Origin of the sequence: Streptomyces phaeolivaceus, assembly GCF_009184865.1 — a bacterium.
Classification (GTDB): domain Bacteria; phylum Actinomycetota; class Actinomycetes; order Streptomycetales; family Streptomycetaceae; genus Streptomyces; species Streptomyces phaeolivaceus.
Genome location: NZ_CP045096.1, coordinates 650,439 through 667,829, shown reverse-complemented (window position 1 = coordinate 667,829; position 17,391 = coordinate 650,439). Strand labels below are relative to the sequence as shown.

13 protein-coding genes are annotated in these 17,391 nt (G+C 72.9%); 5 read left to right on the top strand and 8 right to left on the bottom strand.

All coding sequences use genetic code 11. From position 1 onward, the window contains the following. Positions 1–91: 91 nt before the first annotated feature. The gene (locus F9278_RS03360; RefSeq protein ID WP_152166919.1) at positions 92–925 is read right to left on the bottom strand and encodes a DeoR/GlpR family DNA-binding transcription regulator; all 834 of its coding nucleotides are present in this window, start codon (positions 923–925) and stop codon (positions 92–94) included. 293 nt (positions 926–1,218) lie between these two features. On the opposite strand from F9278_RS03360, the gene F9278_RS03355 reads away from it, so the two are divergent. Continuing rightward, a complete protein-coding gene (locus F9278_RS03355; RefSeq protein WP_152166918.1) occupies positions 1,219–3,672 on the top strand; it encodes a hypothetical protein in 2,454 nt (817 codons plus the stop codon). Between the two features lie 250 nt (positions 3,673–3,922). Here F9278_RS03355 and F9278_RS03350 read toward each other — a convergent pair whose 3' ends face one another. From F9278_RS03350 to F9278_RS03330, 5 genes are all read right to left on the bottom strand, one after another. Then, positions 3,923–5,443 carry an alpha/beta hydrolase gene (locus F9278_RS03350; RefSeq protein WP_193241351.1) on the bottom strand — a complete coding sequence of 507 codons (1,521 nt, stop codon included), beginning with the start codon at positions 5,441–5,443 and terminating at the stop codon, positions 3,923–3,925. A 97-nt stretch (positions 5,444–5,540) separates the two neighbouring features. Beyond that, the gene (locus F9278_RS03345; protein WP_193241350.1) at positions 5,541–7,979 is read right to left on the bottom strand and encodes a right-handed parallel beta-helix repeat-containing protein; all 2,439 of its coding nucleotides are present in this window, start codon (positions 7,977–7,979) and stop codon (positions 5,541–5,543) included. 111 nt (positions 7,980–8,090) lie between these two features. Further along, positions 8,091–8,714, bottom strand: coding sequence for an Rv1733c family protein (locus tag F9278_RS03340; protein WP_152166915.1), 624 nt, complete (start codon positions 8,712–8,714; stop codon positions 8,091–8,093). A gap of 165 nt (positions 8,715–8,879) precedes the next feature. Continuing rightward, a complete protein-coding gene (locus F9278_RS03335; RefSeq protein WP_152166914.1) occupies positions 8,880–9,704 on the bottom strand; it encodes an MOSC domain-containing protein in 825 nt (274 codons plus the stop codon). Positions 9,705–9,758: 54 nt separating this feature from the next. Next, positions 9,759–10,196: a DUF6643 family protein gene (locus tag F9278_RS03330; protein ID WP_152166913.1), complete on the bottom strand. Its 438-nt coding sequence runs from the start codon at positions 10,194–10,196 to the stop codon at positions 9,759–9,761. A 305-nt stretch (positions 10,197–10,501) separates the two neighbouring features. On the opposite strand from F9278_RS03330, the gene F9278_RS03325 reads away from it, so the two are divergent. Continuing rightward, positions 10,502–11,800 (top strand): TerD family protein, encoded by a 1,299-nt coding sequence (locus F9278_RS03325; RefSeq protein WP_193241349.1) that lies wholly within the window; start codon positions 10,502–10,504, stop codon positions 11,798–11,800. Between the two features lie 10 nt (positions 11,801–11,810). Here F9278_RS03325 and F9278_RS03320 read toward each other — a convergent pair whose 3' ends face one another. Next, the gene (locus F9278_RS03320; RefSeq protein ID WP_193241348.1) at positions 11,811–12,986 is read right to left on the bottom strand and encodes a glycosyltransferase; all 1,176 of its coding nucleotides are present in this window, start codon (positions 12,984–12,986) and stop codon (positions 11,811–11,813) included. A gap of 57 nt (positions 12,987–13,043) precedes the next feature. On the opposite strand from F9278_RS03320, the gene F9278_RS03315 reads away from it, so the two are divergent. Beyond that, entirely contained in the window at positions 13,044–13,850 is an 807-nt protein-coding gene (locus F9278_RS03315) for a glutamate racemase (protein WP_152166910.1), read from the top strand. A 50-nt stretch (positions 13,851–13,900) separates the two neighbouring features. Then, complete coding sequence (locus tag F9278_RS03310; RefSeq protein ID WP_152166909.1) at positions 13,901–14,458, top strand: hypothetical protein; 558 nt, start codon at positions 13,901–13,903, stop codon at positions 14,456–14,458. 17 nt (positions 14,459–14,475) lie between these two features. Here the strand turns inward: F9278_RS03310 and F9278_RS03305 are convergent, their stop codons facing one another. Then, positions 14,476–15,465 carry an O-antigen ligase family protein gene (locus F9278_RS03305; protein WP_152173670.1) on the bottom strand — a complete coding sequence of 330 codons (990 nt, stop codon included), beginning with the start codon at positions 15,463–15,465 and terminating at the stop codon, positions 14,476–14,478. A 283-nt stretch (positions 15,466–15,748) separates the two neighbouring features. On the opposite strand from F9278_RS03305, the gene lnt reads away from it, so the two are divergent. Continuing rightward, positions 15,749–17,365 carry an apolipoprotein N-acyltransferase gene (gene lnt, locus F9278_RS03300; protein ID WP_152166908.1) on the top strand — a complete coding sequence of 539 codons (1,617 nt, stop codon included), beginning with the start codon at positions 15,749–15,751 and terminating at the stop codon, positions 17,363–17,365. Positions 17,366–17,391 lie beyond the last annotated feature (26 nt).

Genomic DNA, 17,391 nt, shown 5'->3' with positions numbered 1-17,391 from the left:
GGCCCTGCAGCGCACCTCAAGGGGCGCGGGGAACTGCGCGACCAGCCACAGACAGCCCGCACCCTCAAACCGTCCTCATCGACAACGGCGCTCACACATCGGCATCGTCGTCGGCGTCCTCCCCGGCCACCACCAACCGCCGCAGATGCTCAGCGATCTCGGCCCGCGCCTGCGCGGCCAACCCCGCGTCGGTCACCAACGTGTCCACCTGCTCCAACGCGGCGAACGAACTCAGCCCGACCGTCCCCCACTTGGTGTGGTCGGCCACCACGACGACCCGCCGCGCCGACTGCACGAGCCGCCGGTTCGTCTCGGCCTCCGCCAGATTCGGCGTGGACAGCCCCGCCTCGACCGATATCCCGTGCACCCCGAGGAACAGCACATCGAAGTGGAGCGCCGCGATCGCCTGATCGGCCACCGGCCCCACCAGGGAGTCGGACGGCGTCCGCACGCCCCCGGTGAGCACCACGGTCGCCGCGCCCTGCCGGGGCCCCGACGAACGCTGGGCGGCGTGGAAGACATCGGCGACCCGCACCGAGTTGGTGACCACGGTCAGGTCCGGCACGTCCACCAGCCGGTGCGCCAGCGCGTACGTCGTCGTACCGCCCGACAGGGCGATCGCCGAACCCGGGGCGACCAGCTCCGCGGCGGCCCGCGCGATGTCCTCCTTGGCGCTCAGCTCCAGCCCGGACTTCGCCTCGAAACCCGGCTCGTGCGTGCTCGCCTCGGCCACCGGGACCGCGCCCCCGTGCACCTTCTCCACCGCGCCCTGGCGGGCCAGCGCGTCGAGATCGCGGCGCACCGTCATGTCCGACACGCCCAGCCTGCGGGTCAGCTCGTTGACCCGGACCCCGCCCCGCCGTCGTACCTCGTCGAGGATCAGGGCTCGGCGCTGCTCCGCGAGGAGGTTCTGGTTCTCACTCACGCCCGCTCCGGTCCTCTCGCCCCATCACGCCCGACACGCCTTCCCTACCCCCTCCGACGAGGACATTCCCCCGTCCCCGGTCCCGAGGACGTCCCATATTCGCACGCCCCACCAGGGGCGACGCCACTGTCTGCACAGTCACGTGCACGTACACGCTCCGTTCCTCGCGCCCGCCACTATCACACGGATCGGGGAGATTCGGTGTCCACAGGTGTACGAGGCCCGCTCAGCGGCGATCATCAGTGCCTGCACATCACACCTGACTTGCGGCGCATCACGGGGGAAGCGGAACAGTGGATCGTGCGAGGGAACATACGACACATACGGAACCCAGGGAACATCCGCAGCCCGCCGAGGCGCAAGATCAGCCGGAATCCGACCGGTCCACGCCCGACGGCACCGCCCTCGAACTCCTGGTCCACGGCGTCGGCGGCACCACCCCCGAACGCATGCTGGACGACCCGCGCACGGTCCGGATCACCGGTGACGACACGGCCGCCGTCTTCCGGCGCATCGACGACGCCGACGCGGAGAAACGTCCCGCCGACAGCCGTGGCAGGCCCGTCCCCGAGGCCTATGTCTGGTGCAACCTCACGTCCGGAAACGGCTCCCGTGCCCTGTGGCTGTTGCTGCTGCCGTTCATGGTCGTCAACCTCGCGCACTGGATGCGCCCCAGCGCCCGCGACCGCCGACGGACGGTACGTCTCTACGGCCTCCTCGTCCGGCTGGCCGGTCTGACCCTGACCGTGCTGCTCGTCGCGGCGGCCTGCGAGGTCGCCCTCGACCTGACCGCCTGGCAGTGCGCGGGCGCACAAGCGTGCGCGCGGGCGCACACCTGGCTCGGCTTTCTCTCCCCGGCCGTCTCCGACGACGGCTGGTGGAGCCAGCCGGGCCGCCGCCTCGCCCTGGCGGCCCTGGTGCCCTCCGCCCTGACCGGCCTCCTGTGGTACCTCTCCCACCGCACCTGGAGCGAGTACGAGTCGCAGCGCCCCATGGACCGCGACGACGGCACCCGCCCCGACGACGACAGGGCGCCCCGTATCGCGCCCGACGTCGAGGACACGGCACGGGTCGCGCTCGGCCGGCCCGGCTTCTGGTACGGACGCCGTCTGGTGGCCAGGCTGCGGGCCGCGCACGCGGCGGCCGGCTTCCTGACCGTCGCGGCGGGCGTCGGCACGTCAGCGGCCCGCCACGACCGCCGCGCGGGCGGCCCCGCCCTCCTGGAACTGCTGGGCTGGCTGCTGAACGGGGCACTCGTGGCCCTCGCCGTCGTCGTGGTGTGGGTGGTGTGCCGCCGGGGCCGCAGCGAGCGGCGCCTCGACAGAGGCCTGGACGAGCATCTGGTCCGCCGACTGCCCGCCTGCGCGATCGCCGTGCTCCTCCTGGCCGTGGTGTACGCGGGCTGGTCACGCCCCGGCTGGCGGTCGGCGGGGCGGCTGCCCGGTGACATGACCTTCGGCGGGATCACCCTGGTCCAGAGCCTGCTGGTGATCGCGCTCGGCGTGGTCGCCCACACCCTGTACCGCTCCCGCCCCGATCCCCGCACCGCCATGTACGGCCTCGCGGGCCCCGCCGTCGCGATGCTCGCCTGCGCCCTCGGCGGAGTGATGTCCGCCGGGGTCGCCCAGCGCGTCGCCGACTGGCTGGGCGGCACCACCGACACCCTGCCCGGCCCACCCGTCCTCCTCACCTGGCAGGCCTCTGTCATCCCACCCCTCCTCCTGGTCGTCCTCGCTCTCCTAGGCTGGCTCGCCCGCCGCACCTGGGTCCTGAGACGGACGGAGACCGCGGCGGTGGAACGGGAGTACGACGTAACGGAGGAACGAGCGCGGGGGAAGCGCCCGGGGGCGGACGGGCCGGGCGAGGAGCAGGAGTCCCGGGACGCCGGGCGCACCCGCCGTATCGCCCGCACCCGGGCCATGGCGGCGCTCACCGACCGGGCGCCCCGGATCATCGGCATCACCTCCACGGTGACCCTGCTGCTCGGCGCCGGAGCCCTCACCGGTGCCCTGGTGACGCGCGAGACACCGGCGAGGGCGGCGCACGGCTCGCCCGACTTCGTCGCGGGCGCCGCCCAGACCGCCCAGACGCTCGGCTCCTGGCTGATCGGGGTGGGCTTCCTGCTGTTCGTCACCTGGGGGCGCCGGGCGTACAAGGACGCCTCCGCGCGCCGCACGATCGGCATCCTCTGGGACGTGGGCACGTTCTGGCCACGTGCCGCACACCCGTTCGCACCGCCCTGCTACGCCGAGCGGGCCGTGCCCGACCTGACCTGGCGGATGGCCACCTGGACCCGCACCACGGGCGGCCGGCTCGTCATCTCCGGCCACTCCCAGGGCAGCGTCCTCGCGGCGGCAGCGGCCTGGCAGCTGACCCCGTCGGTCCGCAAACGGGTCGCGCTGCTCACCTACGGCTCACCGCTGGAGCGGCTCTACGGCCGCTGGTTCCCCGCCCACTTCGGTCCCGAGCCGCTGGCCTCCCTGCACCGCGAGGTCGACTGCTGGCGCAATCTGTACCGCCGCACCGACCCCATCGGCGGCCCGGTGCGGCTGACGAGCCGGCACGGCCCGCGGGTCGACGCCGAGCCCTTCACGGACCCGCTCGCCTACGGCCGTACGGGCGCCCACCCGCTGCCCGCCCCGATCCTCGGCCACTCCGACTACCAGGCGGACCCGGCCTTCGCCCACGAGCGACAGGAACTGCTCGCCCGTATCGGCCCGGAGCTGCCGAAGCCCCGGCAGTCCTAGGGCCTGTCGTTTGGTCACGCCGGCTTCGGGCCACGGTGCCTGGTGACCGCCGGTGAGCGGGGTGTGGTGCGTGCGGCTGCGAGGCGGAGGAGGGAGTCGACGCGATGGGGGTACCTCCCGCTCAAGCGAAGTCGGGAGTGGGGGAGTCGGCGACCGACGACAACGCGGCTGGGGGTCCCCCCACGCCCTCAAGGCAGTGAGGGAGTGCGTGCCACGCCCCGCGGCCCAGGCGTGATCCAAACGGCAGGCCCTAGTCGTCCGGGCAGGTCACATCCCGCTCCGGGCGCTGTCCGGTGCGCAGGAAGGCCGTCACCGCGCGGTCGCCGCACGCGTTGCCGTGGGCGAGATACATCCCGTGGCCGCCGCTCTCCACCGTGACGAGCCGGGCCCGGTCGCCCAGCGCGGACCGCAGGTTCAGGGCGCCGGAGTAGGGGGTGGCCGGGTCCCGCCGGTTCTGGACCATGAGGATGTTGGACGGCCCGTCGTCGGTGATCCGGGTCGGCTCCTCCGCCGGCCGGTCCTTCCAGAAGGAGCACGGCGTGATGTTCACCGGCATCCCGGCCGTGAGCGGATACCGCGCCCGGCTCTCGGCCACCGCCCGCCGGTGCGCGCCCACCGACGTCGGCCAGCGCACGTCGTTGCAGACCACCGCCATGATCACCGCCGCCTCCTCGTCGCTCAGCGGTCCGGCCACGTCGGGCGGCAGGACCGGCGTCGCCCTCGGGTCCCGCGCCTGCCGTATCAGCCGGGCCAGGTCGTCGAACGCGTCGTCGCCGTACAGGGCGGTCTGCATCGCCTGCCGCAGCCGGTTCCCGGTCAGGGGCACGCCCTTGGTGGTCGTCTCCCTGGGTGCCCGGTCCAGTTCGGCCGCCAGGGACAGGAACAACGGCCGTACGTCCTCCGGCCGTTCGGCGAGCCGCAGGCCCGACTCCTCCTGGGCCGGGTCGGCGGCGAAGGCGGCGAAGTCCGGGAACCGGTCCTCCGCGCCCCGTGCCATGTTCGCCAGCCAGCCCCGCGCGACCCGCCGGGGATCCGGGTCGTCATTGCTGTCCAGCACCCAACGGTCCGTCCGCCGCGGGTACTTCTGCGCGTAGACGGCACCCACATACGTCCCGTACGACACCCCGTGTGCCGACAGCCGCTCCTCGCCCAGGGCCTGCCGGAAGCGCTCGATGTCCCGTACCTCGTTGGCGGTGGTGAGGCCGCGCAGCACCGCGCCGCCGTTCGCCGCGCACGCCTCGGCGACCCGCCGGGACCGTGCCACGTTCTCGGTGATGTCGCCGTCGGGCGCGGGCCAGGACCGCAGCGTCACCAAGTGCCGGTCCTCGGCGGCGAGTCCACAGCTCGCCCGGGTACTGCCGCCGGTGCCGCGCGGGTCGAGGCCGACGAGGTCGTACGTGCCGCCCAGCTCCCGCCGCAGGGCCTCTCCCCGCTGGGTCAGCCGCCTGACGCCGGAGCCGCCCGGTCCGCCCGGGATGACCAGCAGGGTGCCGCGCCGGGCCTCGGGGTCCTCGCTGCGTAACCGGGAGACGGAGAGGGTGAGTTGTGGGCCGTCCGGGGCCGTGTAGTCGAGCGGTACGGGCAGTTCCGCGCACTCCTGGCCTGCGGGGCCGTCGGGCCGTTCGCAGGGGCGCCAGGTGAGGGCGGGGGACGCGAGGGAGGAGGGGGTGGCCGTGGCGGACGCCGCCGGGCCGGTGACGGCGGTCAGCGTGGTGGCGGTGGCCGAGACCGAGAGGGCCAGGACCAGGGTTCGTCGGGTGCGGATTCTCATGGGGATCATGCTGTCCGCCGGATCACTCCGGTCCCATCCGGCAGACAGCACACCTCTGGTGGGGCCAACCCCCGGGGGTTAACCCCAGCAACACCCGCTACGGCAGCTTCGGCAGGTCCTCCGCGTAGAGCAGCGTCAGCGCGTCCTTGTCCGGTTCGTCGACCTGCGCCACCCGGCTCGCGTGCCGCTCGACCATCGCCTCGAAGGTCTGGCGCGCCGTACGGCCGTTGCCGAAGGCCGGGCCCTTGGGGATCGCCGTGAAGTAGTCGAGCAGGGCCCCGCCCGCGCCCGGCGCCAGCCGGTACTCGTGCTCCTCGGCCTGCTGCTCCACGATGCGCAGCAGCTCGTCGGGGACGTAGTCGTCGAAGGTGATGGTCCGTGAGAAACGGGACGCCACACCGGGGTTGACGGTGAGAAAGCGCTCCATCTCGGCCGTGTAGCCCGCGACGATCACCACGACCGCGTCACGGTGGTCCTCCATCAGCTTCACGAGCGTGTCGATGGCCTCCTTGCCGAAGTCCCGCCCCGAGTCCTCCGGCGACAGCGCGTACGCCTCGTCGATGAACAGCACACCGCCACGGGCCCGTTCGAAGGCCTCCTGGGTGCGGATCGCGGTGGAGCCGATGTGCTCGCCGACCAGGTCCACCCGGGACACCTCCACGAGATGCCCCTTCTCCAGGACACCGAGGGAGGCCAGGATCTCGCCGTAGAGACGGGCGACCGTCGTCTTGCCGGTGCCGGGGGAGCCCGTGAACACCAGATGCCGTTTGACGGACGCCGCCTTGAGGCCGGCCTCCTGGCGGCGGCGGCCCACCTCGATCATGTCGGTGAGGGCGCGGACCTCGCGCTTGACGCTGTCCAGGCCGACCAGCGCGTCCAGTTCACCGAGCACGGCCTTCGAGGCCCGCGCCGGTGTCTCCGGCTCCGCGACGGGCACGGCGACCGGCGCCGGCTCGGTGGTGCGCTGGCCCGGGATCGAGCCCAGCAGGCCGGACGACGGGGCCGTGGTCTGGGTCGCCGTCTCCGGCGGGGCCGGGGGCCGTACCCCGGCGCTTTCGTCGCTCGTGCAGTCCTCGACCACGGGGCCGCCGCCCGGGGTGCCGGGGCCGCCGTCCGCGAACTCGTAGCCACCGCGCGAGCAGCGCTCCGTACGGCACTTGCGCAGGGTGGCCCGGCAGCCGTCGATGATGTGGAAGCCGTAGCCGCCGCTGCCCGTGACCCGGCAGTTGAGGAAGCTGCCGCGGCCCTCGGCGGAGACGTAGAAGCCCGCCTCGGCGGGCGAGGTGACCGTGCAGCGCTCGATGGTCGGGTCGGCGCCCTTGGTGACGATCACGCCGGTCTGGGTGCCGTCCACCGTGCAGTTGTTGAGGGTGCCGCCGCTGCCGTGGTCGCGGAACCAGGCGCCCGTGGCGGCGTCCCGGATTCGGCAGTCGTCGAGCTGCGCGGTCGCCCCGTCGCTCACCGACACCGCCGTGTTCCGCACCTGAGACAGATCGCTGTCGACGACGTCCGCGCGCGAGCCCCGGTCCAGCACGAACAGCGCGTCCGGTACGTCGTGCACCCGGCAGGACTCCAGCACCACGGTCGCGCCGTCGCTGACCCAGACCGCCGGGTAGTCGCCGGTGCTGTCGAAGATCTCGCACTGGTTGGCGTCCACGCGGGTGCCCGGGTCCCACACCGACAGTCCGTTGCGCCCGAACTGCCGCACCGTGGTGCGGGTCAGGGTGAGGACGGAGCGCGAGCGGAGGTCCACCGCGTTCTCCGGGATGTCGTGGATACGGCAGTCCGCGAGGGTGAGCACGGCGTCCGTGTCGAGGGTGACGCCGTCGGCCGTCGTCCGGTGCACATCGCAGTCGGTGAGATGGGCGGTGGCCCGCCCGGTGATCTGCACACCGCTGCCGCGGACCTCGTAGACCTCGCAACCGACCGCTTCCAGCGAGGAGTTCTCCCCGGTCGCCGACAGGCCCGAGCCCGAGGTGTGGTGGATGCGGCAGCGCTCCAGCCGGGGGTGGCCGCCGCCGCGCACCACGACTCCGGCCTGGCCGGCCGCGACGACCTCGCACTCCTCGAACACCCCGCCGCCGCCGTCGACGACGGCGATGCCGATCCCGGCCGGGTTGTCGACCGTGCAGCGGCGGACCGTGGGGCGGGCGCCGCCGCGCACCTCGATGCCGGCCGCGGACCGGGTGACGATCCGCAGGTCCAGCAGCTCGGGGGTGCCGTCCTCGACGAGCAGCGCGGGCGCCGCCGCGTCCTGGCCCTCCACATGCAGGTCCTGTACCACGGCGGAGGCGGACACCGTCAGGGGCACCCCGTCCACGGGCGCGATACGGACGGAGCCGGGCGAACCCTCCGGGCCGCGCAGCGTGACCCCGCGCCGCACGACGAGGTTCTCCCGGTACGTGCCGGGGGCGACGATGAGCACATCGCCGTCGCTCGCGGCCTCCAGGGCCGCGGCGAGCGATGCGTACTCACCTGTGCGGCGCCGCCACCGCGATGTACCGGTGTGCGTCACCTGGACCGTGCCCTGTGCCATGGCGTTGCTGTGCCCCCACCTCGTGGAACGCGGGTCGATGCCGAACAGTTCGGCTGGTCGGTCCACCGTAGCGTGCGCGGGCAGGGGGAGTTGACCGGAGTGCGAAGGCCGTCAGCTGCCCGTGCCCGTCCTGCCCCAGTCCGGCCCCGCCCTGTCCCATGCCTGGTCCCAACGGGCGTACCGCCGGCGGATCATGCGCCACACGAGCAGGCGTCTGGCACCCTCGACGAGGCCCGCGGCGAGCACGGTCGCGCCGAATCCGGCCAGCACCGCGTGGGTCGTGGCGGTCGCGGTGTCCAGGGGGCGGCCCACTATTCGGCCCTGGCCGTCCGTCCACAGCGTGAAGTGGTCGCCGGGGCGCGGGGTCTTGAGGTTCGCCATGACCGTGCCGTGCCGGTCGGTGCCGTCCGGGCCGGTCCAGTCGGCGACCACCCGGCTCTGCCGGTCGCGGGTCGTGGCGGTCTCCGGATCCGGGTCCAGCGGGGAGCCGTCGACCTTCTTGACGACCGTGGCCGTCACCCGGTGCCGGGACTGCTGCTGGTCGCGCACGGACTGCTGCAGGGCGCTCTGGGCGCTGGTGCCGGCGGCGGCGCCGATCAGAGGGGCGGCGACGAGGATCAGGACGAGGGCCGCGAACGCCAGCCAGGCCTCGACCAGATCGGTCGTCCGCCGCAGTGGATTGTGCCGCCAACGCCACAGCCCGCCGAACGCCCGTAGCCCACCGATTGCCCGCACTGCCCCACCACCCCCCTACGAGAGAGCGAAATCACCCTCGCGCCGGCCTTCTCATGGACTTCTCACAAAGGGCCAACGGCCGGGACCGAGGTCTGTGTTCCCTGCACGGACAGAATCATAGGAGGTTGAATATTCAATGAGGATGGAGGGTGTCGGAAGGGGGCGCTATTCGAGCACCCGCACCGGATCGCCGATCCGTACCGTGCCCCCGGATTCCGGAACGAGGTTCTGCCCGAAGACCAACTTGTCGCCGAAACGGCGATGGCGGGCGAGGGTGCGCAGCGGCTCACGGCCGCGCGCGGCCGTCTCCTGGTCCGTGGTGGTGACCACGCACCGGCCGCACATCTTGGCGACCCGGAAGGTGACCTCGCCGATCGCGAGGCGCCGCCAGCCGTCCTCGGCCCAGGCGTCGGTGCCGTCGACGACCACGTTCGGCCGGAAACGGCTCATCGGGAGCGGGCCCTCCTCGGGGTGATCGCCCTGCGCGACCAGGGAGTTCAGGGCGTCCAGCGAGGCGAGGGCGGTGAGCAGCAGCGGATAGCCGTCGGCGAAGCTGACGGTCTCGCCGGGGCGGGCGTACTCGGGGTCGATCGGGCGGCGGGTCGCCGGGTCGTCGAGATGCACGAGCCGCACGGGGAAACCCAGGAAGTCGCTGAACCAGGCGTGCGCCGAGGCGTCGGCGGGGACCCCCTCCACCTTGTCCCGCCAGATCTCCACGGTGACCGTGCCGATGGGCTCGGGCACGGCGACGGAGAGGGGCGCGCGGCCGGACGCGGACAGCAAGAGACCGCCGCCGGGCAGCAGCCCGGCGGCGGCCAACGCCATACGCGGATGCGGACGTTGAGTGATGACCTTGCCCGAGCCGTCGACCAGCACCCAACGACGGTCGCCCGCCAGCCCCCAGGGCTCCACGACGGCCTCGTCGGGGGCGAAGCCCCGGGCCGCCTTCAGCGGGTGGACGTGGATCGAGTGCAGTGACGGATTCCCCATGGGGTCATCCTGCCAGCAGGCTGTGACAACCCCGCACGGAATATTGCAAATGCCTCAGTACCCGCGGTACTGCTGACCGTTGTACGGGTCCTGCTGGTACGGGGTCGAGGGGGCCGGGCGGGGAGCCGCCGGGCGCATGGCCTCGTAACCGGCCATCGGACGTTGCTGTTGCTGCGGCGGCTGGGCACCCGGGTAGCCACGCGGACCCGCGGCCTGCTGCGGGATGTACGCGCCCGGGGCCTGCTGCAGCGGCGAGGGCTGCTGGGCCTGCGGATAGCCGTAGGAGGGCTGGGAGGGACCGGCCGGCAGGGCGGGGAGCGCCGACGGGAGCGCGGGCAGGTTGCTGCCCGGGGTGTCGTACTGGGCGGGTACCCGGATCGGGGCGATCTGAGGGGTTCCCCGCTCGGCGACGAGTGAGTCGTAGATCGGGGTGTCCGCGAAGGACGAGGCGGAGTAGTAACCGCCGCCGTAGGTGGAGCGGGGGGAGGTCATGGCACATAAGTTAAGCCCACGATGTGCTGGTTGGGGAGACCGATAAGAGGGTTGTTTTCCGTGTCGGCAGTGACGCCGGATCCCCAATGCGAGCGAACTCGGCGAAAAAGGGCAGCAAAGCGCGTACTGATCGTGTAAAGGCCGAGTTCCCGGCGGGTTACCAGCGGTTGGCCAAGCATCTTTCCGTCCGGGTTCTGGGGGTTCCGGGCCCCGGGGGAATAGGTTTGGCGCCGACAACGGATCCGGCCGGATCCGACGGTCCGCGTGGGACGCGGCCTGGCGACGACCTTCTGGATGACCTTCTGATGGGGGCGGACATGTCAATGCCGAAAGGATCGAACACAGCGGTGCCCACGGCGGCACTGCGCGTGGAACTGGGCCGGCGCTCCGGGCCGGGAGTGCCCGATACGGATGCCTCGGCGCTGCTGCTCGTCGGCGGAAAGGTGCGCTCGGACGCCGACTTCGTCTTCTACAACCAGCCCGCGCACTCCTCCGGCGCGGTCCGGCACGAGGGCAAACGCAACGCGGGCGACCAGGTGACCGAGTCCCTGCTCGTCGACCTCGCGCGCGTGGAGCCCGCCGTCGAGACCGTGGTGGTGGCCGCCTCGGCGGACGGCGGCACCTTCGGGCGGGTGCCCGGACTGTACATCCGGGTGCTCGACGAGCGGGCGGGCACCGAGATCGCGCGCTACGACAGCACGGACGCCGGAGCCGAAACCGCTTTCGTGCTCGGGGAGTTCTACCGCCGCCAGGGCGCCTGGAAGTTCCGCGCCGTCGGCCAGGGTTACAGCAGCGGCCTCGAAGGACTCGCCACCGACTTCGGTATCACCGTGGACGAACCGCGGCAGACCGCGGCGGCACCCGCGCCCGTGGCCGCGCCCGTCGCTCCTCCCGTGACCGTACGGCCCCCGGTGACGCCCGCGCCGCCCCCGCCGCCCGCCCCGCCGGCGGCGCCCCCGGCTCCGGTCCGGCTCAGCAAGGTCACGCTCACCAAGGAGGCCCCGGCGGTCTCCCTGGCCAAGCAGGGCGGCACCTCCGGTGCCATGCGTGTGAACCTCAACTGGGAGGTGCGCAAGCAGTTCAAGGGGTGGGGCAGCAAGCTGGGCCGGGCCGTCGCCATGCACGCGGACCTCGACCTCGACCTGTGCGCGCTCTTCGAACTCTCCGACGGCAGCAAGGGAGTCGTCCAGGCGCTCGGCAACGCCTTCGGCTCGCTGCGCCAGCCGCCGTTCATCCATCTCGACGGCGACGACCGCACCGGCGCCGTCAGCAGCGGCGAGAACCTCACCATCAACCTCGACCACCAGCAGTACTTCCGGCGCATCCTCATCTTCGTCACCATCTACGAGGGCGCCCGCTCCTTCGCCGATCTGCACGCGACGGTCACCCTCCACCCCCAACACGGCGCCCCCATCGACTTCTCCCTCGACGAGTGCACCGTCCCCTCCACCGTCTGCGCCCTCGCCCTCATCACCAACCAGGGCGGCGACCTCATCGTCCAGCGCGAGGCCCGCTACCTCGTCCCCGAACGCGGAGTGAGCCCGCAGCGTACGGTCGACTACGCGTACGGGTGGGGGATGAACTGGACGCCCGGCAGGAAGTAACCGTGCTCGGCTAGCCCTCGTCCGGTACCGGGTCCGGGCGCGCGTAGGTGCGGCCCTTCCAGGCCGCACCTCGTCCCCGGTGGTGCCGCACCGCCGAGTCGACCGTCATCAGGAGGTACAGGAACGCGGTGAACGGCAGCAGGGGAGCGAGTTGGGGCGGCTGACCGTAGTGGCGGACCATCGGCAGATACGTCGCCGTCATCAGCAGCCAGGCGAGACCGCCGAGCAGCGCCGTCGGCAGGTCTCCCGTGAACAGGCCCGTCAGGAACGCGACGGGCGGTACCAGGTAGACCAGCGCCAGACCGAGGACCGTGCCCGCGAGCAGCAGCGGATTGTGCAGCAACTGGGCATAGGCGCTGCGCGACACCATGGCCCACAGATCGCGCAGCCGGGGGTAGGGCCGCACGCTGTCCACCCGCTCCGCCAGCCCCAGCCAGATGTGGCCGCCGCCGCGCTTGACCGCGCGGGCCAGCGCCACGTCGTCGATGACCGACTGCCGGATCGCGTCCGGGATCCGCGCCCGCTCCGCCGCCCCGGCGGACAGCAGCACACAGCCGCCCGCCGCGGCGGCCGTGCGCGAACCCCGTACACCGATCCACCGGAACGGATACAGCTGGGCGAAGAAATAGACGAACGCGGGCACCACGAGCCGCTCCCAGACGCTCTCGGCGCGCAGCCGGGCCATCTGGGAGACGAGGTCGAAGCCACCGGTACGCGCGGCGGCCACCAGTCCGCGCAGACTGTCCGGCCGGTGCGCGATGTCCGCGTCCGTCAGCAGCAGGAACTCGGGCCCACGCGCGCGTGCCAGCTCCATCCCGTGGCGTACGGCCCAGAGCTTGCCCGTCCAGCCGGCGGGCGGCTCCCCCGGCGAGGAGACGGTCAGGGGCAGCCCGCCGAAGCGCCGGGACAGATCATGGGCGAGGTCACCGGTGCCGTCCGCGCTGCCGTCGTCCACCAGGAAGACCTCGGCCCGGCCGGGATAGTCCTGGGCCAGCAGCGACGGCAGGCTCTCGGGCAGCACGGCGGCCTCGTCACGGGCGGGGACGACGACACAGACGTACGGCCAGTCGTCCGGGTCCCGGCAGGGCGGCAGACGCACATCCGTGCGCCAGAAGAAGCCCTGGCCGAGCAACAGCCACAGCCAGGCGGTGAGTGATCCGGCGGCGATCCAGGCGAAGGCGCTCACGCCCGCAGTCTGCCCCACGGGAGCGGCCGTACCGAGGCCATCGTCTATCGTGGCCGGGTGAAGATCGCGCTCATGGACTCCGGTATCGGTCTGCTCCCCGCCGCCGCCGCGGTACGGCGGCTGCGGCCCGACGCGGATCTCGTGATCTCCTCGGACCCCGACGGCATGCCCTGGGGCCCGCGCACCCCCCAGGATCTGACGGAGCGTGCCCTCGCCGTCGCCGAGGCCGCGGCGGCTCACCGGCCCGACGCCCTGATCGTCGGCTGCAACACCGCGTCCGTGCACGCCCTGCCCGCCCTGCGCGACCTCCTCGAACCCGGACTGCCGGTCATCGGCACCGTCCCGGCGATCAAGCCGGCCGCGTCCGGCGGCGGCCCCTTCACCATCTGGGCGACGCCCGCCACCACCGGCAGCCCCTATCAGCGCGGCCTCATCGAGGAGTTCGCCGACGGAGTGCCGGTCACCGAGGTGCCCTGCTGGGGACTGGCCGAGGCGGTGGAGCACGCCGACGACGCCGCGATCGACGCCGCCATCGCCGCCGCCGCCGCGCTCACCCCCGCCGATGTAACGACCGTCGTCCTGGGCTGCACCCATTACGAACTGGTCGCCGAACGCATCCGCGTGGCCGTCCAGCGGCCCGGCCGGCCGCCCCTCGTCCTGCACGGTTCCGCCGGTGCCGTCGCCGCGCAGGCGCTGCGCCGCATCGGCGAACTGCCCAAGCCCGAGGCCGACTGGACCCGGTCCACGCTCACCGTCATCCTCAGCGGTCGCGAGGGCTCGCTGCCCGCCCCGGCACTCGCCTACGAGGAGGGCAGGCTGCTCGGGACGACCACACCCGCGCCGGCCGTCCACGCGGAGCAGTGACGTTCCGCAACCAGGTGCCCGCGCTGCGGAACCTGAGTAGTCTCAAGGCCATGAGGGACCACCCCCACGGCGAGACGGGCGCCACAGCGGGCCCGCACCCCGAGGTCTGGACCGGCCGCGCCACCAACCGCGGTCAATGGCTGCTGGCACTCGGCGGCGCCGCCTTTATGGCACTGGGAATCGAACTCGCGGTCGACTCGGCTTGGGCGTCCGGGGTCGCCCCGCTCGTGATGTCGGTCGTCGGCTGCATCGCGGCCGGGCTGCTCGTCCTCTTCGGCACCCTCGCGTTCGTCCATGTCTCCGTGAAGGTCGACGACGAGTGCCTCGAAGTCCGCTGCGGCCACATCGGCGTGCCCCGCCGCCGTATCCCCCTGTCCCAGGTCGCCGACGCCGTCTTCGCCCCCTGCGTCACCCCCCACCAGTGGGGTGGCTGGGGCTACCGCTGGCGGCCGGAGAAGGGGACCGCCGTCGTCGTACGGCGCGGGGAGGCAGTGGTGCTGCGGCTGTGGGACGGACACACCTTCACGATCACGGTCGACAACGCGGAGACGGCCGTGAGCGTCATCCGCGCCCGGCTCACCCCGAAGGCGTCCGGCGCCGCGCGCTGACACCGTCGCCCCCTCGGCTACCGGTCGTCGAGGTCCGGCACTTCGGCGCCCTCCTCCGTCTCCGTCAGGGGCCGGGCCGTCGCCATTCCCGCCAGCAGACCCGCGCCCGCCGTCACCGTCGTGAAGCTGAGCGCGTTGCCGACGGCCGCGATCGCGGCCAGCGCGGTGAGGGCCGCGCCCGCCGTGAGGACGATCGGTGTGGCGCGCGGGGTCCGCCACAGGACGTACAGGATCCAGCCGAACACCGCGGCGAGCAGGGCGACCCCGACGAGCCCCTGCTCGGCCGCCAGCTGCAGGGGCGCGGAATGGGGCTTGTCGTCGGCCGTCAGGGACTGGGCCACCGTCGGACTCAGCTCCCCGAAGCGGCCGGGACCCGCGCCCAGCAGCGGATCGTCGCGGACCAGACCGAGCGCGTCGTGCCACAGCAGGATCCGGTGCGGGGTGAGCTGACCCTCCAGCGAGTCCGTCAGCCCGGCCGGCAGGACGTCCTCGGCGATCGCCCAGACCGTCGCCGTCACCAGGGCCGTGCCGAGCGCCAGACCCGCGAGCCCCAGACCCCGATGGGGCATCCGGGCCGCCGCGAGCGAGCAGAGCAGCACCCCGGCGCACGCGGCGAAGCCGGTGATCGAGCCGAGCACGGCCGCCGTCACCGCTGTCCCGCAGGCCAGCAGCCGCAGGGCCGCCCGCAGCCCGGACGAGCGGGCCGCCCAGGCGGCACAGCAGGCGGCGCCCGCGGACAGCGCCAGCAGCGCCGAGGTCGCGCCCGTGTGCCCGAGCGGCGAGATCAGCGGCGAGCCCGCCATGGTGTCCGGGGCGGTGACCGCCAGACCGACACCGGCCAGCGCCGCGGCGGACGGCGCCACCACCGGCAGCAGCGCCCCGCAGATCCGGCCCGCCGCGTAACCGGCCGCCACCGCGAGCACCGCCAGCAGCACGCCCTCCGGACGGCCGCCCCGGGCCGTCGCCGTGATCAACGACCATGCCGCGCACGCGCCGAGCAGGAGCACGCCCGTGACATCGGAGACGTTCCGTCTCTCGTGCGCGGCCGACGCCCCGGCCGCGGACTCCGTCCCCGTGGACCCCAAACCGTCGCCCCCCGACTGTGCCGGGCCCCGACCGCCCGGACCGCCTTCGGCCGCACGTCAGAGGCTCGCGCACACCGTAACGGGTGATGCGCCGGTTTGTGGACGAGTTATGCAGGAACGATGCGGCTGGTGTGCGACAAAAGCCTCGGCGGGGACGCACGGGCCGCGCTGTCGGCGCCGGGGTGACGCGCCGTACACTCCCCGAGTGACCGTCACCGCCACTCCCGTAGACGAGCCGGAACAGCTCGAACCCCAGGCCGTGCCCGTTTCCCGGGTGTCCCGTTGGGTCGGCCGGCTTCTCCCGGCCGCCGCCGCGGCGCTCTCCGGGGTGCTGCTCTACGTCAGCTTCCCGCCCCGCACCCTGTGGTGGCTGGCCCTGCCGGCCTTCGCGGTGTTCGGCTGGGTGCTGCGCGGGCGGAGCTGGAAGGCGGGCCTCGGTCTCGGCTATCTCTTCGGCCTCGGGTTCCTGCTGCCGCTGCTGGTGTGGACCGGCGTGGAGGTCGGCCCCGGCCCGTGGCTCGCGCTCGTGGTGATCGAGGCGGTGTTCGTGGCGCTCGTCGGCGCCGGTGTCGCCGTCGTGTCCAAACTGCCCGGCTGGCCGCTGTGGGCCGCCGCCGTGTGGATCGCGGGCGAGGCGGCACGCGCGCGTGCCCCGTTCAGCGGCTTCCCCTGGGGCAAGATCGCCTTCGGGCAGGCGGACGGCGTCTTCCTGCCGCTGGCCGCGCTCGGCGGCACCCCGGTGCTCGGCTTCGCGGTCGTCCTGTGCGGCTTCGGCCTGTACGAGGTGGTCCGGCTGGTCGTCGAGAACCGGCGCACCGGCGAGGCCGTACGCCGGGGCACCGCGATCGTGGCCGCGCTGACCGTCTCCGTTCCCCTGGTGGGCGCCTTCGCCTCCCGCGCGCTCGTGAGCGACAAGGCCGAGGTCGGCACCGCGACCGTGGCGGTCATCCAGGGCAATGTGCCGCGGCTGGGGCTCGACTTCAACGCCCAGCGGCGGGCCGTGCTCGACTACCACGCCAAGGAGACCGAGCGGCTGGCCGCCGAGGTCAGGGCCGGCAAGGTCGCGCGGCCCGACTTCGTGCTCTGGCCGGAGAACTCCTCCGACATCGACCCCTTCGCCAACTCCGACGCCCGCGCGGTGATCGACAAGGCCGCCACCGCCATCGGCGCGCCCATCTCCGTCGGCGGTGTCGTCGAGCGGGACGGCAAGCTCTACAACGAGCAGATCCTCTGGGACCCGGAGAAGGGCCCCGTCGACACCTATGACAAGCGGCAGATCCAGCCGTTCGGCGAGTACCTTCCGCTGCGGTCGCTGATCGGCGCCATCAACAGCGAGTGGACGTCCATGGTCCGCCAGGACTTCAGCCGGGGCACCGAGCCCGGAGTCTTCACCATGGACGGCGCCAAGATCGGCCTCGTCACCTGCTACGAGGCGGCCTTCGACTGGGCCGTGCGCTCCGAGGTCGTCGACGGCGCGCAGCTGATCTCGGTGCCGAGCAACAACGCCACCTTCGACCGCAGCGAGATGACGTACCAGCAGCTCGCCATGTCCCGGGTCCGCGCCGTCGAACACAGCCGTACCGTCACCGTCCCGGTGACCAGTGGCGTCAGTGCGATCATCATGCCGGACGGCAGGATCACCCAGAAGACCGGAATGTTCGTCCCCGATTCGCTGGTGCAGAAGGTGCCGCTGCGCTCCTCGCAGACGCCCGCCACCCGGCTCGGCATCGCGCCCGAGATGCTGTTGGTGCTGGTCGCGGCGGGTGGGCTCGGCTGGGCCATCGGGGCCGGTGTGCGCGGGAGGCGCGCCGGTGGCGTGTAGCCGTACGCCTCTCGTGCGCGTCCAGG

Excerpts from the sequence above, each read along its gene's own strand:
- F9278_RS03350 (WP_193241351.1), bottom strand. The coding sequence starts at position 5,443 with ATGAGAATCCGCACCCGACGAACCCTGGTCCTGGCCCTCTCGGTCTCG.
- F9278_RS03345 (WP_193241350.1), bottom strand. The coding sequence starts at position 7,979 with ATGGCACAGGGCACGGTCCAGGTGACGCACACCGGTACATCGCGGTGG.
- F9278_RS03335 (WP_152166914.1), bottom strand. The coding sequence starts at position 9,704 with ATGGGGAATCCGTCACTGCACTCGATCCACGTCCACCCGCTGAAGGCG.
- F9278_RS03330 (WP_152166913.1), bottom strand. The coding sequence starts at position 10,196 with ATGACCTCCCCCCGCTCCACCTACGGCGGCGGTTACTACTCCGCCTCG.
- F9278_RS03325 (WP_193241349.1), top strand. The coding sequence starts at position 10,502 with ATGGGGGCGGACATGTCAATGCCGAAAGGATCGAACACAGCGGTGCCC.
- F9278_RS03310 (WP_152166909.1), top strand. The coding sequence starts at position 13,901 with ATGAGGGACCACCCCCACGGCGAGACGGGCGCCACAGCGGGCCCGCAC.